Raw genomic sequence first — 22,941 nt, forward strand, 5'->3', positions numbered from 1 at the left:
TCGAACGTAAGTAACTGGTTTATACGAGCGCCGGACAGTCGTCGTATGGCTGACGATAGTCCAGCGAGCTACGAGGTTGTCGTCGTCGGCGGTGGGCCGGCAGGACAGATGGCAGCGATGTACAGCACTCGGCTTGGCCATCGAACGGCACTCGTCGACCGCGGTGGCGGCCGAGCCGCGATGATGCAAGAAGTGCACAACATGGTCGGTATCCGCGAAGAGACCGGTGGCAACGAGTTACTGGCAACAGGGAAAGAACAACTACAGGAGTACGGTTGTGACGTCCACCGGGATATGATTACCTCCTGTTCGAGCGCAGAAGACGGTGCAGTCCGCCTGTGTGGCAACGGCGACAACTACGAGGCGGAGTACGTCGTGCTCGCGACGGGATTCAACGACGTGCGGCCGGACCCTCCGCTCCCGCGGACCGGACGGGGGCTGCACTACTGTCTGCACTGTGACGCTCACATGTTCGTCGACCAGTCGGTCTACGTGATGGGTTACGGCGAGAGCGCGGCTCACGTGGCTCTCATCCTGCTGAACTTCACCGATGAGGTGGATCTACTCACCCGTGGAGACGACCCCGAGTGGGGCGAGGACACCGCCGAGCTGATTGCGAACCATCCCGTCAAGGTCGTTCGTGAGGAGGTTACTGGCGTCCAGAACGGCGAGGACGGCTGGCTGAAGGCACTCGAATTCGAGGACGGTGCTGTCCGCGAGTACAAAGGCGGGTTCGCGATGTACGGTGCCGATTACAACAACGGGTTAGCCCGGGAACTCGGCTGTGATATCAACGATGACGGAACCGTCGCGGTCGACGACCACGGCCAGACGTCGGTCGAGAACGTCTACGCCGTCGGTGATATGGCCCCCGGTCACAACCAGGTCCCCATCGCCTACGGGGACGGCGCGAAAGCCGGTATCTCCATTCACTTCGCGCTCCGAGATTTTCCGCGGGAACCAGAAAACATCGACGAGGCCGGCCCGGTTCGAAGCGAGGAAGTGCCGGGTATCCCCGACGAACTGCTCGAACAGGCCGTCGACTTCCACACCTACGGCGAGTAGCTACGCGGGCGGCGACTCGCTTCTGCCTGGAACGCCCCGCCCTCTGTAGAAGTCGCCGCCCCACTGGCTTATCCAGATTTCTTGATTGGAGAGATACAGCGCGCCGGCCGTGTCGAACGTGTCGTCGACGACCGACCACTCGTCTGCGCCGGTGTCGTACTCAACAGCGGCGTTGTAGACGGCCGCTTGCCCGAACTCGCCGCCGGCCGCGGGCGGGAGTGGCGGCGCATGTTCCTCGTCGTCGCTCCGTGAGGGTGGCCGCTGGGCTCGCTGAAGACGGCCGCGGTTCAGCGTCTGGTTGAAAAACTGTGCGTACTGGTCTCTGATGTCCATCCCGAGCACGGCGTCGGCGGCGTTGACTCCGCCCGTAATGTCGCCCGCGTCGCGGGCAGTAATCCGGTAGGTGTCGTCGTCGGCACCTGATGCGAACGTCCGTGCATCCTCGTCGAATAGATCGTCGCGGAGATACCCGAGTACGTCCTCCGCGGTGTCAGTGTGGTCGACGCCGTCGAGCTGTGAAGCCCACGTGAGTCCCTGGCCAACGATTCCCTGGGTTGCGGCCTGGTTCTCGGCTCCGCCGGCAACGCGACCGTTCCCGTCGAGTTCCTCTTCGACGACGCCAGCAAGAGTGTTGGCGTAATCGACGGCTCCACTTCTGAGCTGTTCCTTGTTCGTCTGCGTTCCGAACCATCCCATTGCCCCGAGTAACGCACCTGCTGTACGCGTGTCCGGGACAGCCTCTGGAGAGACGGCGTTCATCGTCGTCTTCCCCATGCCGTTTGTGAGCATTTGGATGTTTTCGGCCGGAATCAACGGCTCTGGGTTCACGTAGCCGTACCACTCGTTCTGTGCGAGGCTGTTCAGTCCCGAGAGGAACCACAGCATTGCGGAGTGGTGGTGTGGCCTGGGCGTGTCGTCGACAACGCCCTCGCCAGGACGGAACTCGGAGGCAAGGAGGAGATTCTCGTCGTTGAGCCGGAAGTTACCACCCCCCTGTTCGGGGACCAGCGCGAATACGGTACCGACCTGCGCAAGCGTCGAGAGTAACATCGAGCGGAACTCAGCCGCGAGACTGTCCGGCAGGATATCGAAGTGTGTCTGGAAGTTTTTCGCCCAGGTAACGCCTTTGAGGTGTGTCCAAGCCAGCGACGCCGGGCTGACGACGCCCGAGGCAGCCGACGTATCCCACCCTAACGTCGATGCATCGGGACGGCCGTCCTCGCCTTCGAGGGTGGGCTTCTCGGTGAACTGTGGGTCTCCTCTAGTAAACGGCGCCATGTTGAGATTCGGCTCCTTGACCGGCGGTTCGGACTCGCCAGCGGTCGACAGCATCTCCGGTAACCGGTTCTGGAACGTCTCCTGTTGTTGTTCTGTCGCAGGAAAGGTCACGCCGTTGCCACTCATCGCGATATTGGTACTCATGTTGTACAGCGAATACCAGTACGAGTCCCACGTCGCGTCGTCCCACGCGTACGCCAACTCCTCGTTTGCTGGTTCTTCTGTTGCCGTTTCGTCTGTCGTCCCGCTGTCCTCATCTGATTGCGTCCCCTCTGTTGGCGTCTCGTCGGAGTCATCCGAGCCGGTACAACCAGCCAGCGCCGCGAGTGTTCCGGCACTCAGCGATTTCAATACCGTCCGTCGATTTGCGAGTGAATCGTCATTCATTGTAGACACTGTATCTCCACGCGAACGGTCGATAAAGGCCCGCCAGCAGTGTACTGCGTCCACACAGCCAGGGAACCTTTATAAGATCATCCAGCGAGCGTACCGATGATGCGGCAACTCGCCAGGGAGGAACAGCGATGACGCCCCGACTCGACCGACAGGCCGCCGGTGTAGCACTTGCTGTCGGGTATGTAGCGTTGATTGGCGTGTTATTCCGGGACCCGGGTGCGGGCCTCTCTGCCGCAACCCAGGGTGTCGTCTCCGCCGTCTTGTTTATCCTACTCCCGATTTTGGGGCTAGCGAGCGGTGCATACGTCTACGTCGGCGGCCCGTTTCGAACAGCGCTCGGATTCGTCACCGCAAGCTATCTCGGGACGCTGGGTATGGCAGTGGCGACGATTCGGACGACCAGTCCCATCGTTACTGTCGTCACAGGCCTCACAATCCTCGCGCTCGCCGTGCTCGCCCTGGTCGGCGTTCTCCGGTCGACGCTCGGGAGCATGCTGCCAGAGCTGTGACAGCTCACTCGGCGAGACCGGCAGCCTCCGCCGTCTCGACGAGCGAGAGCCAGGTGTTCAGGCTCGCACGGAGGGCGACCACGTCGCTCGCGGTGACATGAAGTTCGACGGTATCGCCGTCATGCCGGAGCGAGACGTTGCTTCGGTCGTCGTCGATGTCACCGATTTCGGGTTCGACCGCCCGCGCAACCGTGCAGGCCGCCGTCGGAGACGGATACTCGAAGGCGAGAACAGTGTCGTGAGAACGGTCGGGTGGCACTACTCGACGTCGATTTCCTTGATGTTGCGGCTGCGCTCTTTCAGCAGGACGCGGTGGCCACAGTAGGGACAGCGCACCCCGCCGTACTCATCGAGCGTCACGTCGCGCTTACAGCGGGAGCACTTGTAGCTCATTCCTCGTCCTCTCCGAGCGCCGCGCTAATCGAGCGCGTGACCGTCTCGCCGGCCGGGGTCTCCGGACTGTATGCACCGCCGGTGAACTTCTCGCCGGTCTCTTCGTTGACCCAGATGCCGGTACCGACGCGTTTCACGTCGTCACCGTCGACCTGCGCGTTCTGCATCTCTTCTTCGATTTGTGCGACGCGACGGCGGGCCACGCGCCCGTAGCGTGCGCCGAAGCGGCCGGCACTCCCGACCTTGTTGTCGTTGTCGCTCATAGTACGACACTCTCGGCCCAGCGGCCAAATAAACCCTGCGAGTTGGAACGGGGTATCGCCGCCTCGGTATCAGCAAAACAGGACAGAACCGAAAGTAATCCGTAGGGGTATTCCTAAGCGGTATCTATAATGGGTAACGATACAGGCAGTCCGTACGCGCCACATACACCCGCCGAAACTGACGCGATGCTCGACGCGGTAGGGGTCGAGCAGGAGGCCGACCTGTTTGATATCCCCAGTCCGGTCAGATTCGACGATGAGTTCGGCATCGAGGCCCGAGACGAACAGACCGTCCGGGCCGAGATGCGTGACATGCTCGGCGAGAACGACGACCTCGTGGAGTTTCTCGGCAGGGGCCACTACGACCACTACATCCCCTCGCTGGTCGACCACCTCGCCGACCGCCAGGAGTTTCTCACCTCCTACACGCAGTACCAACCCGAAATCGCACAGGGGTTCCTGCAGGTCCTGTTCGAGTACCAGTCGATGCTGGTCGAACTCACGGGGCTCGATGTCGCGAACTGCTCGCTGTACGACGCCGCGACCGGTCTCGGCGAAGCAGCGACGCTCGCGGCACGGGTCAGGTCGACCAGCGGCTCACACGTCCTCGTCCCCGAACAGCTCCGAGACGGCAAACGCGGCGTCTTGAACAACTACACAGATGGGGCCGACCTGACTGTCGAAAGCTACCCGATGGATGACGGTGCCGTCGACACGGCGGCACTGGCCGAGACCTTCGACGACGACGTGGTGATGGTCTACGCCGAGTCGCCGACAGTCCGTGGCGTCATCGAGGACTCGCTTGCCGAAATCGGCTCTCTCGCCGACGACCACGACGCCCTGTTCTGTCTCGGCTCGGACCCAATTGCGCTCTCGGTGCTCGAAGAGCCGGCAAGCGTCGGCGCTGACGTTGTCATCGGCGAAGCAGCGTCGCTCGGCCTCGGCACCGCCTACGGGATGGGAATGGGCCTGTTCGCCACTCGTGAAGATTTCCTCCGACAGGTGCCCGGCCGACTCGTCGGCGCGAGCGAAGACGAGAGCGGACGCCGGGCCTACACGCTCACGCTCCAGACCCGCGAGCAGCACATCCGTAAGGAGCGGGCCACGAGCAACATCTGTACCAATCAGGCCTGGGTCGCGCTCCGGGCGGCGATTCACGCCGCCACACTCGGCCCGCAGGGATTTGTCGAGACGGCCACGGAGTGCATCGAGCGAACCGAGTCTCTCGCCGAGCGCGTCGACGATATCGACGGCATCACCGCGCCGGTTCACGACCGCCATCACTTCCGGGAGTTCGTCGCTCGGACTGACCAGCCCGCGCCCGCAGTTGCCGACGACCTCACGGCGGCTGGGTATGCCGTTCATGCAATCGACGACCACCGCATCCAGCTCTGTGTCACCGAGACCAACGAAGGGGAAATCGATGGACTCGTCGAAACGCTCTCGGAGGTGGTTCGATGAGCGACGACCACGGAAACGGATACGACCAGGCCCGCTGGACCGACGGCGACCGATACGTCCCGCTTCTCTCGGAGAAAAACAGCCGCGAGGTTGCTGTCGAGACGCCGCTGCCCGACGACCTGACCCGAGACAGTCTCGAACTGCCCGACGTCTCCGAGCCGGAGCTGGCCCGCCACTACACCCGCCTCTCCCAGATGAACTACGGCATCGAGAGTGGGCCGTTCCCGCTTGGCTCGTGTACGATGAAGTACAACCCCTCGTTCACAGAGGATATCGCGGCCGCCGCCGACGGTGCCGTCCACCCCGACCGTGACGGCGAGACGGTCCAGGGAACGCTCGAACTGTACGCACAACTGCAGGAGTATCTCGCCGACATCGGCGGCATGGACGCGGTCACGCTCCAGCCGCCGGCCGGCGCAGCAGGCGAGTTCACCGGCGTCCTCGTCGCACAGGCGTACCACGAACACAACGGCGATAATAAAAGCGAAATCGTCATTCCCGACAGCGCTCACGGGACGAACTTCGCCAGTGCTGCGATGGCCGGCTTCGATGTCGTCGAACTGCCAAGCGGTGAAGACGGCCGCGTCGACCTCGACGCATTGGAGGCCGCACTGAGCGACGACACGGCGTTGCTCATGCTGACCAATCCCAATACGCTTGGTCTCTTCGAACGCGATATCGTCGAGATTGCCGAGATGGTCCACGACGTTGGGGGGCTGTTGTACTACGACGGTGCGAACCTCAACGCCCTGCTCGGCCGCGCGCGACCCGGCGACATGGGCTTTGACATCATGCACTACAACGTCCACAAGACGTTCGCGACGCCACACGGCGGCGGCGGCCCGGGTGCCGGGCCGGTCGGTGTCAGCGAAGACCTCGAACGGTTCCTCCCGACGCCACACGTCCGGGCAACCGAGGACGGGTACGAACGCTACGAGCCCGAGAACTCGATTGGGAAGGTGCACGGGTTCCACGGCAACTGGCTCGTGCTCGCGAAGACGGCGGCCTACATCTCCCGACTCGGCGACGAAGGGCTGGTCGACGCCAGCGCGAAGGCCGTGCTCAACGCGAACTACCTCGCGGAACAACTCGACTACGAGGTTCCATTTGGGCCGTTCCACCACGAGTTCGTCGCCAGCGCGACCCAAGACGCCGCCGACGTGGCAAAGCGGATGCTCGATTACGGCGTCCACCCGCCGACGACGAAGTGGCCCGAAATCGTCGACGAGGCGCTGATGACCGAGCCGACGGAGGGCGAGAACAAGCGCGCCCTCGACCAGCTCGCGGCGGCGTTCAACGCCGTCGCCGACGAGGACGAAGAGACGCTTGAGTCGGCTCCCGAACGGACGGCCGCCCGCCGCATTGACCAGGTGAGCGCCGCACGGGACCCACAGCTCTCCTGGCAGACTCTCGACGAGGAGTAACTACTCGACTGTCGTCTCGATTTGTTCGACGAGTTCGTCGTAGTGTCCAGTGCCTGCGCCCTTCCGGACAACACCGGTGACAACCCCTTCGTCTTCGAGTTCTGACTCCGAGACTGCCGTGAACAGAAAGAAGGGGAGTGGCTCATGCTCGCGGATAGCGCGACAGAGTTCGACCCCGTTCAATTCGGGCATCCGGTAGTCGCTGACCACACAGTCAAAGTCTTCGTCGACAGCCCTGTCGACGGCCGTCTCGGGGTCGGTTTCTGACTCTGCGGCAATATTGTTGCCTTTGCGCTCCAGAAACGTCGCTGCGAGTTCGAGCGTCTCCGTGTCTTCGTCGACCAGCAGTACGTCGGTGCTGTCAGTCATCCTACGCCGTCGCGGTGTCGACAGTCTCGTCTATCGTGACGAAGCCGTAGCCACACTCGTTACAGCTCCATTTCACCTTCTCGCCGATGTGAATCATCATACTCGCGGTCCGCCAGAAGCCTGTCTCGCCACAGTTCGGACACTCGCGTTCCAGTTCCATTCCCATATCTGACTGTTTGCTCGCACCGGTATTTAACGGTTCGATTCCAGCCGTGAGTAGCGACTCCCACCCCATCCGTCCGGTCTCGTCATAGTGACTATTGCGGTAATTTTCAGACCTGTTTTAATGAATCGCTTGTTTCATGATTCAACACGGGAGAGAAGCGAAACCATGGTGGTACAGACTCGCAATAGTCACTATCAGACGCCGCCGCTTTCCAAACACGCAAGTCCCAGGGCTGTCTTGGTAGGGCCATGCCAGCAGCACTTGTCACCGGCTCGTCGCGGGGACTGGGCCGCGCAACCGCAGTTCGATTCGCAGCGGACGGCTACGACGTGACTATCAACTACCACACGAGCGAGCAGCAGGCGACGGAAGTCGCGGCGGCCGTCCGCGACCACGGACAGGAGGCAATCGTGGTCGGGGCGGACGTCTCGGTCCCAGAGGAGGCGGGTCGCCTGGTCGAGAAGACCGTCGACGCCTTCGGCGGCGTCGACCACGTCGTGAACAACGCCGGCATTGACCAGCACGTCTACACCGACAACCTCGACCCGGAGGACTTCGACCGAATCATGAACGTCAACGTCAACTCCGCGTTCAACGTCACGAAGGCTGCTTTACCCCACCTGGAAGCCTCATCCGAAGACCCCTCTGTGACGAATATCTCCTCGATTCTCGCACACACGGGCGCACCAATCGAATGCCACTACGCCTCCTCGAAAGGTGCGCTCATCTCGCTGACCCGGAGCCACGCGACCGACTTCGCGCCAGATATCCGGGTCAACGCCGTCGCACCGGGCCACATCGAGACGGACATGACCGCCGACCGGACGCCAGAAGAGCAGGCAAACGAGCGCGAGAACATCCCGGTCGACCACTTCGGCGAACCCGAGGATATCGCCGAGGCTGTCGCCTATCTCAGAGACGCGACGTTCGTGACCGGCGAGACGCTCAACGTCAACGGTGGCGAGGACATGCGCTAGTCCGGGGCATCGTCCGGGTCTCGCGGGTCGTACTCTCCACAGCTCTCTTCGTCGGGACCGATTGTCGTGTCGGGACAACTGCTCGGGAAGTCGTCGTCGCTCGCGTAGACGTGCCCGTCGATGTCGACGCTGTCTAGGTCGAGAGTGCCGCTGTTCACGACGACATCGCCCCGCACGTAGCTGTCGCCGTCTATGTCGATGTTCGTGTTGGGCCGGGCGATGACGGTGCCGTAGATGCTGCTGGCGCTGGTTATCGTGATGTCGTCTGCGTCCGAAATCACGTCACCGACAACCGTAGACGAGATGACGTCGACATCTCCGTCGGTGTCGATATCACCAACAAGTAACGAGTCCGATTTTAAGTCGGCATCCAGGGGGTCGTAGCTCGTTTCGAGGTCGTCTTTGAGGTTGCAGTTTGCCGCCTCGCCGTTCATCTCCAGTTCGTTGCCTGAGATGTTTTTTTCCACCCAGTCACACGCCCGGTCGACATCCTCGGGGTTGTATGGGAGGGCGTTCGTCTCCACTTCGAACGTCTGGACGACGTAGTCGGTGTTCTCGCCGGACCAGACAAGCTTCAGTTCTTGCTCTGTTGGAGTGACTTCGACCGTATCGCCCGCCTGTAGCTTCCCTCCGTGGAACGCAGTCTCGTCTATGGCCCCGACGAGTCGCGTCTTATTCCCGGCGAGGGTGTCGCCGCTTTCGTATCTGAGAGCGACGGTCGTGCTGTCCGCTGTGTCGACGACTGTCATCACCACATCCGGCTGTGGGTCCGTCTCGTCAGTCGAGCCGAACACAAATGTGGCGGTAATTCCTGCCAGTAACACGACGATGGCCACCATCAGCACGACGCCAATGACAGGCGAGATGGCTCGATCTGTCCTCACTGTTCAGAATGTTGCACTGGAGAGGAATAACACTCTCGCTGTCACGTTCTGTCAGGGGCCGTCGTGAACTCGAAGCGCGCACCGCCGTCGTCGCCGTCTGTCACGCGGACGCTCCAGCCGTGTGCAGCCGCAATGTCTGCCACAATCGAGAGACCGAATCCGGTCCCTCCCTCGTTTGTCGTGACACCGTGTTCGAACACGTCTTTGCGCTGGTCGGGCGGGATGCCGGGCCCGTCGTCCTCGATGTAGAACCCATCGGCACTGTCGAGTTGCCCGACGGTGACCGTGACGCCGTCACCACCGTGTTCGATTGCATTTCTGAAGAGGTTCTCAAACAGTTGTATCAGGCGGCTACCGTCTCCGACCAGCGTCGGGACCTGGTCGGCAACTGTCAGGGTCGCGTCGGCGGTGTCGACGTACCCCCATGCTTCGGTCGTCACGGCGCCAATATCGACCTGTTCCGTGTCCGATACCGACGTTTCGCCGCGAGCAAGCGTGAGAAGGTCGTCTATCATCCGTTCCATGCGGTCGTGTGCCGACTCGATACGGTCGAGATGCTCGAGTTCGCCGGTACTCTCGATGACCTCCCGGAAGCCGATAGCGACAGACAGCGGATTCCGGAGGTCGTGGGCGACGACGCTGGCGAACTCGTCGAGGCGCTCGTTCTGCCGTTGCAGTTCTGCTTCACGGCTTGCACGTGCGAACGCGGCCTCGACGGTTGCTCCGAGTATCCGGAACAGGTCGACATCTGTGTCCGAAAACGACTGCGCTACCGGCGTCCCTACGGCCATGACGCCGAACTCACCGACCGGCACGAACAGACCACGTTTCAGCCCCAGGGCGGCCTCGCTGACTGATGACTCCGCGTGAAGATCGTCGTAGATGCGTACCTCAGACGCCTCGAACGCGTCCCAGGCGAGGCTGTCGTCGGGTGTCGCGTCTGGCAGTTCATCCAGCAACTCCATGGTGGCATCACTGGCACTCAGCGCGACAAGGGTCTCGGAGGTGGCGTCGTACTCCCAGAGACCGGTGAACTCGAAGCCGAGAATTTCGACGGCGGCCTCGACGGCGATGTCGCCGATTTCGTCGCTCGACTGCGCACCGCTGAGACGCCGGGCCGTCTCCTGGAGTGCCCGGAGCTTCGCTTCTAATCGCTTCTGGTCGGTGATATCCTCTAACACCGCAAGTATACTCGTTGTCTCGCCGTCAGGGTCGGTGACCGGAGCGACCGACAACAGGAGGTCGAGCTCGTCGCCGTCTTTGGTCACTCGTCGGACCTCTTTGCCGCGGATTCGCTCGCCACTCAGTGCGCGCTGTCGGTGTGTCGAAAATTCGCCTTGATTGTCCTCGGGAATTATTGGATTGAACTCACCGATGACGTCCTCGCGTGACCAGCCGAACATGTTTTCGGCCTCGCTGTTCCAGCGGGTGACGATGCCGTCGGAGTCAATCTCCATCACGGTGAGTGGCGTCGCCTCAATGAGTGATTCGAGGCGCTGGTTGGTCGTCTCGAGGCTCCGCTCGCGGGTGACCTGCTGGGTCACATTCCGGGCGATACCCATGACCCGAACGATGTCGCCGTCGACAATGACTGGCGCGAGACTCGTCTCCCAAAACCGCGCGTCATCGGCAATATCCAGTTCCTCCTGGTACGAAATCGGCTCGCGCTGCTCGACACAGCGCGTGTAGTTAGCGTCGAGTTCTGCACCTCGCTCGTCGCCGAAGACTGCCTGCGGGGATTTGCCGCGCACTTCCTCTGTCGTGATTCCGGTCTGCATCTCGTATCCGGGGCTGAGGCGGGCGAACTCGAAGGACGGGTCCTTGCCGGTGGTGTCGACATCAAGCAGGAATATCGCGTCCCCCGACGTTTCGAGCAGCGCCTCGTACTCCTCGGCCAGCTCGCGGTACTCCCGTTCTTTCGCCTTCCGTTCGGTTATATCTTGAAACACGCCGCGGAGCGTCGTCTCGCTGTGCGGTGTGTCCCCGACGCGTTCTCCCCACGCCCGCACGTCACGTGTCTCCCCGTCAGCCCGGATGATTCGCAAATCGAGGTCGTACGGCGTTCCCTCCTCGATTGCCTCGTTGACCGCCGCTTCAACCGTCTCCCTGTCGTCGGGGTGGTAGAACTCGAGGCCGTCCTCGAGTGAGGGTTCGTACGTCTCGTCGACACCGTGTATCTGCTTGACACCATCTGACCACTCGAGTTCGCCCGTGCTGGGGGTATACTCCCAGACACCGAGATCTGCGATGGTCTGGACGCGCTCGAAGAGGAACTCCTGGCGCTTGAGCTCCGTCCGGTCTTGGGCCCGAGATAGCTCCGCGCTGACAAGCTCAGTCAGCAACTCGACGAACGTCCGTTCGAGCGCTCCGAACGGTTCGGTCTGTGTCGTCGGACTGGAAAAGTTGACCGTCCCGTACCGCGTGCCGTCGACAACCAGTGGAGCACCGATGTATGACTCTAGCTCGAACGTGCGGTAAGCGGGATGTGTCTCCTTCCCGTCGGCGACAGCGTCGATAAACGAACAGACGGCATCGTTGTCGACGACCTCTGCGCAGTAGGTCGCCGACAGGTCGAATCTGTCGCCGACGGCGATATCCGCGTCTGGCCCGTGGACTGCCTCGACACTGTAGTCGCTGTCCTGAATCTGTGAGACAATCCCGATTTCGAGCCCGAGATATCGGCAGCCGACTTCCAGTAGTCCTTCGAGCCGTGTCTGCGTCGTGACGTCGCCTTCTGCCATGACGTTTTGGAGCTGCCGGAGTGCGTCCCGGTCGCGCTCCAGTCGTCGCGTGGCCTCGCTCTGCTTGGTGACATCTCGGGCGACGAGGAGCACCTGTGTGGTCTGCGCTCGCTGAAACGAGGTGACGCGGATATCGAACGTCCGGTTACTACCCATCGTGGCAAATTCGACCTGCAGGTCTGTGTCGTACAGCTCGGCGAGGTTGTCGTTGCCCTCGCCGCCATCCAGAGTCGTCTCGACAGCCTGTAAGAGACGCCCCATATCGTGCTCGTTCATACGGTCGCCGATGGCGGCTTCGAACTGCGTTCCAGCGAGTTGGTCGGACTTGTCCCCCGAAATCAGCCGCTTTGCGGCCGCATTCGCGAACTCGATATTCCGGTCCTCACCGAGGACGAACACGACATCGTGGATGGTTTCGAGAATTCGGTCACTTCGCTCTCGCTCGCGCTCTGTCGTCCTCTCGCGCGAGAAGACAGTCAGCCCCTCGTCGTCAGGGAACGCACGGGCTTCGACCGTGTAATTGAACGGGTCACCGAGGTGGTGTTCGAACGAGACTGATTCCCCGGTCTCCATCGCAGTCCGATATTTGTCTTCGAGTTCTGTCCCGACAATCGAGGGAAACTCCTCCCAGAGTGTGGCTCCGATGAGCGTGTCAGGCTCACGATCGATACGCGCCGCCATCTTGTCGTTCATGTACTCGATTCGCCAGTCGGTGTCGACGGCGTACACCGCGTCAGTAGTGCGTTCAAGTGTCCGGCGAAAGTGCTGTTGCGTCCGCTCGGCTGCCTCCCGTTCCCGTGCAGCCGTTGTGAGGGTCTGGATACGGTTTGCGAGCAGCGTGAAATTGTCGCGGTTGGACCGAACCGGAATGTAATCCGACACGCCGGCCTGTGTCGCCCGGCTGGCGATTTCTTCGCTGCCCTGGCCGGTGAACAGGAGTATCGGGATGTCGCTGTCTCGCGTGCGAAGGGACTTCGCCAACTCAATCCCGTTCAGGCCGTCGAGCGAGTACGCGGTGACGATGCAGTCGATATCCGCCGCCTCCAGCTTCTGGGAGACTTCGTCGGGGTCATTGACAGGCGTACAGGCGATATCGATAGCTGTCTGTTGTAGTTTCGTCTGGACGAGTTCAGCGAACGCAGGGTCGGAATTCACGTAGAGTATTCGGATTGTATCGTTCAATCCGTCAGTAAGACCGGACACAGTTATTAACAATAGGGGGGATACCAGGTTAAACGTTTCCTGCCTTGCACGTGGCTGCTGTCCCGTTTCACCACGCACCTCTTTCGCTATCACGGCCAAAACGTTCATCTTCACAACGCGACTACAATTATACAGTAGAGAACGGACTGACAATCGCCGCCCCAGACAGCCATGGTGACAAACCACCTCTTGACCGGACCGCCCAAAAGCGGAAAGACAACCACGCTCAGACAGACAGTTGCCCGGCTCGAAGACGCTGGCGTCACCGTCGGCGGCTTCTACAGCCCAGAACGACGCCGAAACGGGGAGCGGGTTGGCTTCGACCTCGTCGAGGTTGGGACCGACGAGCGGGCGACGCTGGCGGCTGTCGACCGCGAGCGAGGACCGACTGTTGGGAAGTACAGGGTCGCAGTCGACGCCGTCGACAAGCTCGCGGGGCGGGCCCTCCCCGACGCCCGAGCTACGGCCGACCTAACTGTCATCGACGAGATTGCGGCGATGCAACTCCACAGCGACGTTTTCCTCGACGAACTCGAACTGACACTGGAGAGTGACCGGCCGGTACTTGCAGCCGTTCAATCGGATTCGTCTGTCGAGTTCGTCGACCGCATCAAACAGCGCCGCGACGTTCGTCTCTACAGGGTGACACCAGAGACACGAGACGAGCTGCCGGAACGGCTCGCGACCCGTTTTCGGAACGCGTTGTAGCCGTCCGGCCGTCGGCGAGCTATCGGACCGCGAACGTTTTTATCCGGGGGACCAAAGCAGGGCCAACATGAGTCAGCGTCAACTCGGGGACTACGGGGGCGGGAACCCCGACGAGCGACCGGCGGAGGAAGCCGAAGCTGTCGCCGGTAATAGCAGTGACGAGGTGAGCTACGTCGACACGAGCGACGCCCTCTTCCCAGATGTCGAGGAGACGGTCGATATCGGTGTTATGCAGGTCGATTACACCATTGAAGGCACCGGCGACGACGAACACCCTGTGGTTCACGTGTTCGGGCGCACGTTCGAGGGTGACCTCGTGCATGTTCGCGTCCTCGAGTTCAGGCCGTATTTCTATGCCCCGGCAGAGAACATCACCGAAGGACGACTGATGGAGTACGACCGGATTACAGGCTGGGACCAGACCGACGAAGACGGCGAGCCATTCGAGTCTATCCGCGGCGAGCGACTCGTCAAAATCTACGGCCAGACCCCCCGGGACGTTGGCCAGATTCGTGACGAGTTCGACCACTACGAGGCAGATATTCTCTTCCCGAACAGGCTGCTCATCGACAAAGACATTACCAGCGGCGTTCGCGTCCCAAAGCGCGCACTCGATAGAGGCGGCGACCGTCTGACGCTTCGGGCACATCACGAGGAACTGGAGGCTGCCGACGTCGACGCGACACCACGGGTGAACACGTTCGACATCGAGGTTGACGACCGCTCTGGATTCCCCGAGGACGGCGAGGAACAGATTATCTGTATCGCCAGCCACGACTCCACCGACGACGAGTACATTCTCTGGCTCTACGAGGCTCCGGACGGCGAGACCGCACCCGAAACGCTCGCTGACTACGACCCAATCGAGACCGACAGCCGAGAGGCGAGCGAGGAGACAGCCGATTTGTCAGTCGACATCAGACGGTACAGCACCGAGGAAGAGATGCTCGAATCGTTCCTCGATTACGTCGAGACAACAGACCCCGACGTCCTCACCGGCTGGAACTTCGACGACTTCGACGCCCCGTACCTCATCGACCGCCTCGACGTCCTCAACAACGGAACCGAGCGGAATCTCACCTTCGACCGGCTCTCGCGTGTCAACGAGGTCTGGGCGAGTGGCTGGGGCGGTCCCGATATCAAGGGCCGGGTCGTCTTCGACCTGCTGTATGCCTACCAGCGGACGAAGTTCACCGAACTCGACTCTTACCGGCTGGACGACGTCGGCGAGCGCGAACTCGGCGTCGGAAAGGAGCGATATCCCGGCGACATCGGCGACCTCTGGGAGGACGACCCCGAGCGCCTGCTCGAATACAATCTCCGAGACGTAGAGCTGTGTGTCGAACTCGACCGCGAACAGAACATCGTCGCCTTCTGGAACGAGGTGCGCCAGTTCGTCGGCTGCAAGCTCGAAGACGCCACCACACCAGGGGACGCCGTCGACATGTACGTCCTTCACAAGCTCCACGACCAGTTTGCCCTCCCCTCGAAGGGCCAACAGGAGAGCGAGGACTACGAGGGCGGGGCCGTCTTCGACCCCATCACTGGCGTCCGCGAGAACGTCAGCGTGCTCGACCTGAAGTGTTTCAGCGGGGATACAGACGTACTGACCCCCGGAGGCGGGAAAAAAATCCATGAACTAACAGAGGGAGACATGGTATACACACTCAATCCGGAAACCTTCGAGTGTGAAATCAAGCCAATCGAGGAGACTCACGAGTACGAAAACACGTTCGGCGAACTCCATCACCTAAGCGGGAACACCCACGATTTCAAGATAACCGAAAATCACCGTCTGCTGGTCTCAGCAGAACGGGGGTGGGACGACCAGTCACCGGATGACTTCGAGTTCTTGGAGTACCGCGACATCACCGCCAGCGAACGGTTTGCGTTCCCGCAACACGAACCGATAGACGGATGGAAACCGGACACGTTCGAATTGGTCGACGAAGTTGAGGAAGGCTACGTTGTCGTTTACACAGATGACGACTTGCGTCGCTTCCGGAACCGGATGCCAACCTCTGTGACGGAGTCGCTGCAGTTGATACACGGCACCTCCGAGGCGATTGAAACGCAAGGGAGAGTCGGAAAATATCTCGTTCCGCTTGATGTCTATCATGACTATAGGGGCGTTATCGACAAACACGCAGATTATCTGTTCCTCAAGTACGGAAAGCAGCATCGAGAGACGCCGTTCTCGTTCGATATGGCGGACTGGCTGCGGTTGGTTGGTTGGTTTGTTACCGAGGGCAGCACAGACCGTGCTGCTGGTCGAGTGACGATACATCAAAGCAAGCGGGACGAGCGCGAAGACATCTGTGAGTTGCTCGACGGAATGGGATTGAATTACAACGTGGACGAGCGCGGTGTCAATATTTCGAATCGGTACTTGCTCGACTGGTTTGAAATGAACTGTGGAGATGGGTACGCGACCAAGCAATTACCCCGGTGGATGTTCGACCTCGATGGAGAACTTCTCAAAACGCTTGTCGATACGATGATTTGTGGTGATGGGAGTCGTACCGATTCCGGACTCGGTAAATTTTGGACAAAAAGTCCACAACTTAAAGACGACATTGTCGATATAGCGGTCCGAAGCGGACACAAGCCGACCGTCTCGAACCAAGATGACGGAACTTGGTACGTTTCAATCGGAAAGAAAGGGTCGTTTAAGAAGGAATCGAATGCTACTGTCGAGAAACACGAAGGAACAGTCTACTGTATTACTGCGAAGGACAACCACGCCGTACTCGCCGGACGGAATGGAACGTACCAGTGGATTGGCCAATCTCTCTACCCGATGTGTATGGTGACAATCAACGCCTCGCCGGAGACGAAAGTCGACCCCGAACGCTTCGACGGCGAGACCTACCACGCCCCGAACGGGACCCACTTCCGGAAGGAACCGGACGGCGCAATCCGAGAGATGGTTGACGAACTTCTGACAGAACGCGAAGAGAAGAAATCTTTACGTGACGAATATAGCCCTAAGTCTGGAGAATACCAACAGTACGACCGTCAGCAACAAGCTGTCAAGGTAATTATGAATTGTTTCACTCCGGATACGGACGTACTTACGCCCCAGGGTGTGCAGAATATTCGGGACCTAGCCGTGGGCGACGATGTCTACTCACTCGACCCGGAGACGATGACAATGGAGGTCAAGTCGGTCACGGAAACACACCAGTATCCCGACTATCGGGGAGACCTCGTCGACATCCAAACGAGCAACATAGATTTCCGGGTGACACCGAACCACCGGATGCTCGTCCGAAAGAACGACGCGAATGGGGTTACAGAAGACGGCTGGGACTTCGTCGAAGCTGGTGACCTTTACGACTACTGCCACTACGAGCTGCCACACGATTGGGATTTCGAACACGGCGAAAAGATAGAGAGCGTAGACCTCACACGACTCCTCGACCGAGACTACGAAGTGTGGGTACGACCGAGCGTCCACGGCAGCAGCTTCACCGCGGAATTGGGGTGGCAACCACCGACGGTGTTGAAAAACGACATCGGTGTCGAGGGATACGTGTTCACCCCAGAAGAGTTCGAACGACACCGCGAGTACATCGAATCGGTCTGTACGGAGAGTTACGTCCACAGCGACGCGAATCGAAAGTGGATTCCGCGAAGGTACGACGGCGATGACTTCCTCGAGTTGCTCGCCTGGTACATCACGGAAGGGAACGTCTACACATCCGAACCGAAACAGTTCGGAGAGAACTACCGCGGATCGTCGACGACAGTTAAAATCGCCCAGAATGCACCAGTCCCAGATGGTGGAGAAAGTGACCACAGCCGAATCGGGACACTGCTCGACAGGATGGGCTTTGATTACTACGTGAACGACCGGGCGTATCAGTTTACGTCGAAGCTCCTCGGTGAGTTCTTGCGAGACCAGTGTGGCGATGGCAGTTTCCAGAAGCAGATTCCCGACTTTGTCTTCGAAACGACTGAGGAACAGAAACGGGAGTTCCTGGGGACGCTCGTCGACGGCGATGGTGACCGCCAACCCAACTCCTGGCGATATTCCACGTCCAGCGAGCGTCTTCGAGACGATGTTCTCCGCCTCTGTGCGCATCTCGGGGTGACCGCCAGCTACAGTCGGGATAGCGGCTGCTGGCGAATCTACTGCACAGAAGACGCGAAAAACTCGTTCCGAACGTACAGAAGCGGCTCCCGAAGTACCGCTGAAGATGGGGTCTACTGTGTCACAGTCGAGGACAATCACACGTTATTGGCAGGGCGAAACGGAACCTTCCAGCACGTCGGACAGTCCCTCTACGGCGTTTTGGGGTGGGACCGGTTCCGCCTCTACGACCGCGAGATGGGGGCGGCGGTCACGGCCACGGGTCGAGACGTCATCGAATTCACCGAGGAGGTCACCAACGAACTCGATAAAGAGGTTATCTATGGCGACACCGACTCGGTCATGGTCAGCGTCGGTACTGATGTCTCCAAGGAGGAGGCAATCGAGCGCTCGTTCGAAATCGAGGAGCGCATCAACGACGCTTACGACGAGTTCGCACGCGAGGAACTCGACGCGGCACAACACCGCTTCCAGATAGAGTTCGAGAAGCTGTACCGGCGCTTTTTCCAGGCCGGCAAGAAGAAACGCTACGCTGGCCACATCGTCTGGAAGGAGGGGCAGGATGTCGACGACATCGACATCACCGGCTTCGAGTACCAGCGTTCTGATATCGCCCCGATCACCAAGCGAGTCCAGCGGGAGGTCATCGAGATGATTGTCACGGGGCAAGATGTCGACGAAATAAAGACATACGTCCACGACGTCATCGAAGATTACCAGGCCGGCAACGTCGACCCAGAGGATGTCGGTATCCCGGGTGGAATCGGCAAGCGCCTGGACAACTACGATACCGACACCGCCCACGTCCGCGGGGCGAAATACGCGAACGCGGTCTTGGGAACAAACTTTCAGCGGGGGTCGAAACCCAAACGGCTGTACGTCGACCGGGTTCACGCCGACTTCTTCGAGCGCATCGAGGCCGAACACGAGGACCTCACGTCGGACCCCATCTACCAGGAGTTCAAGCGCGACCCCGATGTCATCTGCTTCGAGTACGCTGACCAGGTTCCAGAAGAGTTCGAAATCGACTGGGACAAGATGCTCGACAAGACACTCAAAGGCCCGATAGCCCGGATTCTCGAAGCGTTAGGTATCGCCTGGGGCGAGGTTCGCTCAGGCCAAGAACAGACGGGACTGGGCCAGTATACCTGACAGACAGGTATCTGCTGTTCGGGAATAGAAAACCGTGAATCGGTATATCTCGGCCAATATCTCGCATATCCGCCGATTTCGTTCACACACCCAAAACAATATTTCCCGAAGTCGAAATTATGCCGCTAAAATGCGAAAGCATTATGAGTCTCACCGCCCTTTTTTCGGATGACCTAAGAACATGGCTGTACTCAACATAGAGAACTTACAAGCGGAGGTAGCAGAGGACGGTGGCGAAACAATTCTGCGTGGTGTCGACCTCGAAGTCGGCAGCAACGACATCCACGCCCTGATGGGACCGAACGGGAGCGGGAAGTCCACACTGGCGAAAGTCATCGCCGGCCACCCGGCCTACGAAGTCACCGGCGGCTCCGTCACGCTGGAGCTAGACGGTGACGAGTTCGACGAGGACATCTCCGAAGACCTGCGCGAGTGGGACCTACTCGACCTCGAACCCAACGAACGTGCAGCCCTGGGCATCTTCCTTGCCTTCCAGTACCCTGCAGAAATCGAGGGGGTTACGATGGTCAACTTCCTCCGAACGGCGCTCAACGCCAAACTCGAAGAGCGCGAAGAGCTCTTCGAAGGCGACGAAGAGGAAGAAGACGACGAGGAAGAGGCCGGCTACGAGACCTCGCCGATGGAAGGCCCCGCAGACGAGGGCGAAGTCGGTGTCGCCGAGTTCCAGGAGATTCTCCAGGAGAAGATGGAGATTCTCGACATGGACGAAGAGTTTGCAAGCCGCTACCTGAACGCCGGGTTCTCCGGCGGCGAGAAAAAGCAGAATGAAGTCCTCCAGGCAGCGATTCTGGAGCCAGAAATTGCAGTGCTCGATGAGATCGACTCCGGACTCGATATCGACAAGCTGGAAGATGTCTCGAAAGGTATCAACGCCCTACGCGACGAGCAGGGTACTGGCGTTCTCCAGATTACCCACTACCAGCGGATTCTCGACCACGTCGAGCCGGACTACGTCCACGTGATGCTCGACGGCAAAATTGAAAAAAGCGGCGGCGCGGAACTGGCCGAACAGCTCGAAGACAAGGGCTACGACTGGGTCCGCGAGGAAGTTTACGAAACGGCCTAACACAACGTGATACATTATGAGTTCAGAAGACCTTCAAGAAACTGACACTGAAGCCCGGTTCGAGTTCAAGAAAGAGGAGAAGTCGGCCTTCGAGTCCGAGAAAGGGCTGACCGAAGAGACCATCCGAGTCATCTCCGAAGACAAAGACGAACCCGAGTGGATGCTGGAGCGGCGCCTCCGTGCGCTCGATATCTTCCAGGAGATGCCGATGCCGACGGACTGGCCCGGCCAGCCCGACCTCTCGGAGATCGACATCGACGAAATCGTCCCGTACATCCGCCCAGACATCGAGACCCGTGGCGGCGTCGACGACTGGGAGGACCTCCCAGAGGAGATTCAGGACACCTTCGACAAGCTGGGCATCCCCGAGGCCGAGAAGAACGCCCTCTCTGGTGTCGGTGCGCAGTACGAGTCCGAAATCGTCTACCAGAACATGAAAGAGCAGTGGGAGGACAAGGGTGTCATCTTCATGGACATGGACCGCGCGGTCCAGGAACACCCAGAGCTCGTCCGCGAGCACTTCATGACCTCCTGTGTCCCCCCGAGCGACAACAAGTTCGCTGCACTCCACGGCGCCATCTGGTCTGGCGGTTCCTTCGTCTACATCCCGGAAGACACGACCGTCGAGATGCCCGTGCAGGCGTACTTCCGGATGAACTCCGAGGGGATGGGCCAGTTCGAGCACACCCTCATCATCGCAGAGGACAACTCCGAAGTCCACTACATCGAGGGCTGTTCGGCCCCCAAATACTCCGCGTTCAACCTCCACTCCGGCGGCGTCGAGGTGTTCGTCGGTGAGGGCGCTCACGTCCAGTACTCCACGGTCCAGAACTGGTCGCGAAACACCTACAACCTCAACACCAAGCGCGCAATCGTCGAGCGCGACGGCACGATGGAGTGGGTCTCCGGCAGCATGGGCTCGAAGGCGACGATGCTCTACCCGAGCACCATCCTCAAAGGCCCCGGCGCGACGGACAACCACATCACTATCGCCTTCGCGGGCGAAGGCCAGAACATCGACACTGGCGCGAAGGTCTATCACAACGCGCCAAACACGCAGTCGACAATCGAATCCAAGTCTGTCGCCAAAGACGGCGGCCGCACCAACTACCGTGGCCTAGTGCACATCGCTGACGGCGCAGAGAACTCTTCGACGGCCGTCGAGTGTGACGCGCTGATGTTCGACAACGAGTCCACGTCGGATACGATGCCGTACATGGAGATTCAGGAGTCGAACGTCAACGTGGCCCACGAGGCTACCGTCGGCAAAATCGGCGACGAAGACGTGTTCTATCTCCAGTCGCGTGGCCTGGACGACGACGACGCAAAGCAGATGATTGTCAACGGCTTCATCGAGCCAATCACCGAGGAGCTCCCAATCGAGTACGCCGTCGAACTCAACCGGCTGGTCGAACTCGAGATGGAGGGCTCGCTCGGATAACAGGGTGACTTCAATGAGCACGCAGGTACACGCAAATCTGACGGAGGAACAGGTACGAGAGATAAGCGAGTCGCTAGACGAGCCCGAGTGGCTGCTGGAGACACGTCTGGATGCCTTCGACGCCCTCGAAGGGCTGGAGATGCCCGATGTCATCCGGACGCCCGGCCGCGACTGGACGAACCTTGACTCGCTCGATTACGAGACGCTGGTCGACCCACTCGACTGGGCCCAAGAGAAAGACCGCGTCGACGCCGAGGGTGTCGACGTACTCTCGTGGGAAGAGGCGCTCGACGAACACGGCGACCTCATCGAGGAGCAGTTCGGGAGCGTCGTCGACCCCGAGCGGAACTACCTGACGGCACTGTCGACGGCGCTTTTCAGCGCCGGCACCGTCGTCTACGTTCCCGAGGGCGTCACCGCCGAGGATGTGAAAATCCGGACCGAGATGAACTCCCGGTCGCTGTTCAACTACACGCTCGTCGTTGCCGAGGACAACGCGAGTGTGACGATTCTCGAACGCCAGTCGACAGGAGACGAACTGGATGGCCAGCGCTACTACAGCGGTGTCGTCGAGGCTGTTACCGGCGAGAACGCCCACGTCCAGTTCGGCACGCTCCAGAACCTCTCCGAGGAGACCTACAACTTCCAGGTCAAACGCGGCCACGCCGACCAGTACGGCACGATCAACTGGATCGAAGGCAACGTCGGCACGCGGATGACCAAAACCTCCGTCGAGACACGGCTCATCGGCGACAGCAGCGAGTCCAGAATTGTCGGTGCATTCTTCGGCCACGAGGACCAGCACCTCGACCTCGCGAGCCGCGTCTGGCACGAGGGCGAACACACCACGGCCGACCTCGTGACCCGTGGCGTCCTCGACGACGTGGCGCGCTCGGTTTACGAGGGAGTCCAAGACGTCGGTGAAGACGCGTGGGACACCAACTCCTACCAGCGCGAGAACACGCTGATGCTCTCCGACGAGAGCGAGGCCGACGCCTCACCGAAGCTCATCATCAACAACCACGACACCGAAGCCAGTCACTCGGCGACGGTCGGCCAGGTCGACCAGGAGGACCTGTTGTACATGACCTCCCGGTCTATCCCCGAAGAAGACGCCATCAACATGCTCGTCGAGGGCTTCTTCGTGCCGGTGCTCGAAGAAGTCGAAGTCGACGAACTGCGTGAGGACACACAGGACCTCATCGCACAGCGTCTTCGTAACTAACCGCGGTCGTTCGACGCTTGTTTTTTCGCTGTTTCGTCCATCAGTAGCCACGATTAGACAGTCGTAGACATATATGAACACTGGTAGTAAATCACGTATCGGG

18 protein-coding genes are annotated in these 22,941 nt (G+C 60.3%); 10 read left to right on the forward strand and 8 right to left on the reverse strand.

The genetic code is table 11. The features are described 5' to 3' along the window. Positions 1-45 precede the first annotated feature (45 nt). Positions 46-1,065, forward strand: a complete 1,020-nt coding sequence (locus OSC37_RS15200; protein ID WP_267162281.1) for an NAD(P)/FAD-dependent oxidoreductase — start codon at positions 46-48, stop codon at positions 1,063-1,065. On the opposite strand, the gene OSC37_RS15205 is transcribed toward OSC37_RS15200, so the two are convergent. Beyond that, on the reverse strand, positions 1,066-2,730 hold the full coding sequence (locus OSC37_RS15205; protein WP_267162282.1) for a plasmid stabilization protein: 1,665 nt from the start codon (positions 2,728-2,730) through the stop codon (positions 1,066-1,068). Between the two features lie 137 nt (positions 2,731-2,867). Between OSC37_RS15205 and OSC37_RS15210 the strand changes: the two genes are divergently transcribed. Further along, entirely contained in the window at positions 2,868-3,248 is a 381-nt protein-coding gene (locus tag OSC37_RS15210; RefSeq protein ID WP_267162283.1) for a hypothetical protein, read from the forward strand. Between the two features lie 4 nt (positions 3,249-3,252). Here the strand turns inward: OSC37_RS15210 and OSC37_RS15215 are convergent, their stop codons facing one another. From OSC37_RS15215 to OSC37_RS15225, 3 genes are read right to left on the reverse strand one after another with little or no spacing between them, the layout of a single operon-like run. Then, positions 3,253-3,507 carry a KEOPS complex subunit Pcc1 gene (locus tag OSC37_RS15215; protein WP_267162284.1) on the reverse strand — a complete coding sequence of 85 codons (255 nt, stop codon included), beginning with the start codon at positions 3,505-3,507 and terminating at the stop codon, positions 3,253-3,255. Beyond that, positions 3,507-3,641, reverse strand: coding sequence for a DNA-directed RNA polymerase subunit P (locus tag OSC37_RS15220; RefSeq protein WP_267162285.1), 135 nt, complete (start codon positions 3,639-3,641; stop codon positions 3,507-3,509). Before OSC37_RS15220 ends, OSC37_RS15215 begins: the two co-directional genes overlap by 1 nt. After that, entirely contained in the window at positions 3,638-3,904 is a 267-nt protein-coding gene (locus OSC37_RS15225; RefSeq protein WP_267162286.1) for a 50S ribosomal protein L37ae, read from the reverse strand. The genes OSC37_RS15220 and OSC37_RS15225 overlap by 4 nt, the downstream gene beginning before the upstream one ends. A 129-nt stretch (positions 3,905-4,033) precedes the next feature. On the opposite strand from OSC37_RS15225, the gene gcvPA reads away from it, so the two are divergent. Together gcvPA and gcvPB are read left to right on the forward strand one after the other, a co-directional pair. Beyond that, positions 4,034-5,365 carry an aminomethyl-transferring glycine dehydrogenase subunit GcvPA gene (gene gcvPA, locus OSC37_RS15230; RefSeq protein WP_267162287.1) on the forward strand — a complete coding sequence of 444 codons (1,332 nt, stop codon included), beginning with the start codon at positions 4,034-4,036 and terminating at the stop codon, positions 5,363-5,365. Beyond that, positions 5,362-6,789, forward strand: a complete 1,428-nt coding sequence (gene gcvPB, locus OSC37_RS15235; RefSeq protein ID WP_267162288.1) for an aminomethyl-transferring glycine dehydrogenase subunit GcvPB — start codon at positions 5,362-5,364, stop codon at positions 6,787-6,789. Before gcvPA ends, gcvPB begins: the two co-directional genes overlap by 4 nt. Here the strand turns inward: gcvPB and OSC37_RS15240 are convergent, their stop codons facing one another. Beyond that, positions 6,790-7,158, reverse strand: coding sequence for a response regulator (locus OSC37_RS15240; RefSeq protein WP_267162289.1), 369 nt, complete (start codon positions 7,156-7,158; stop codon positions 6,790-6,792). It abuts the gene before it with no gap. Position 7,159: 1 nt separating this feature from the next. Further along, positions 7,160-7,324 carry a DUF7838 family putative zinc beta-ribbon protein gene (locus OSC37_RS15245; RefSeq protein WP_267162290.1) on the reverse strand — a complete coding sequence of 55 codons (165 nt, stop codon included), beginning with the start codon at positions 7,322-7,324 and terminating at the stop codon, positions 7,160-7,162. A 248-nt stretch (positions 7,325-7,572) separates the two neighbouring features. On the opposite strand from OSC37_RS15245, the gene OSC37_RS15250 reads away from it, so the two are divergent. Next, complete coding sequence (locus OSC37_RS15250; protein WP_267162291.1) at positions 7,573-8,301, forward strand: SDR family NAD(P)-dependent oxidoreductase; 729 nt, start codon at positions 7,573-7,575, stop codon at positions 8,299-8,301. On the opposite strand, the gene OSC37_RS15255 is transcribed toward OSC37_RS15250, so the two are convergent. After that, positions 8,298-9,185, reverse strand: coding sequence for a type IV pilin N-terminal domain-containing protein (locus OSC37_RS15255; protein ID WP_267162292.1), 888 nt, complete (start codon positions 9,183-9,185; stop codon positions 8,298-8,300). The two genes, OSC37_RS15250 and OSC37_RS15255, sit on opposite strands and share 4 nt — an antisense overlap. Before the next feature lie 41 nt (positions 9,186-9,226). Continuing rightward, positions 9,227-13,129, reverse strand: coding sequence for a PAS domain-containing protein (locus OSC37_RS15260; RefSeq protein ID WP_267162293.1), 3,903 nt, complete (start codon positions 13,127-13,129; stop codon positions 9,227-9,229). Between the two features lie 171 nt (positions 13,130-13,300). Between OSC37_RS15260 and OSC37_RS15265 the strand changes: the two genes are divergently transcribed. The 5 genes from OSC37_RS15265 (at position 13,301) to sufD (ending at position 22,838) form a co-directional block, all read left to right on the forward strand. After that, positions 13,301-13,837: a nucleoside-triphosphatase gene (locus OSC37_RS15265; protein ID WP_368409471.1), complete on the forward strand. Its 537-nt coding sequence runs from the start codon at positions 13,301-13,303 to the stop codon at positions 13,835-13,837. A 67-nt stretch (positions 13,838-13,904) separates the two neighbouring features. Further along, on the forward strand, positions 13,905-19,085 hold the full coding sequence (locus tag OSC37_RS15270) for a DNA polymerase domain-containing protein (protein ID WP_267162295.1): 5,181 nt from the start codon (positions 13,905-13,907) through the stop codon (positions 19,083-19,085). 181 nt (positions 19,086-19,266) lie between these two features. Beyond that, positions 19,267-20,172: an ABC transporter ATP-binding protein gene (locus tag OSC37_RS15275; protein ID WP_267162296.1), complete on the forward strand. Its 906-nt coding sequence runs from the start codon at positions 19,267-19,269 to the stop codon at positions 20,170-20,172. A 16-nt stretch (positions 20,173-20,188) separates the two neighbouring features. Then, positions 20,189-21,613: a Fe-S cluster assembly protein SufB gene (gene sufB, locus OSC37_RS15280; protein WP_267162297.1), complete on the forward strand. Its 1,425-nt coding sequence runs from the start codon at positions 20,189-20,191 to the stop codon at positions 21,611-21,613. Positions 21,614-21,626: 13 nt separating this feature from the next. Beyond that, a complete protein-coding gene (sufD, locus tag OSC37_RS15285; RefSeq protein WP_267162298.1) occupies positions 21,627-22,838 on the forward strand; it encodes a Fe-S cluster assembly protein SufD in 1,212 nt (403 codons plus the stop codon). The last annotated feature ends 103 nt before the right edge of the window (positions 22,839-22,941 follow it).

This window comes from Halovenus salina (assembly GCF_026410925.1).
In the GTDB taxonomy this organism is placed as follows: Archaea; Halobacteriota; Halobacteria; order Halobacteriales; family Haloarculaceae; genus Halovenus; species Halovenus salina.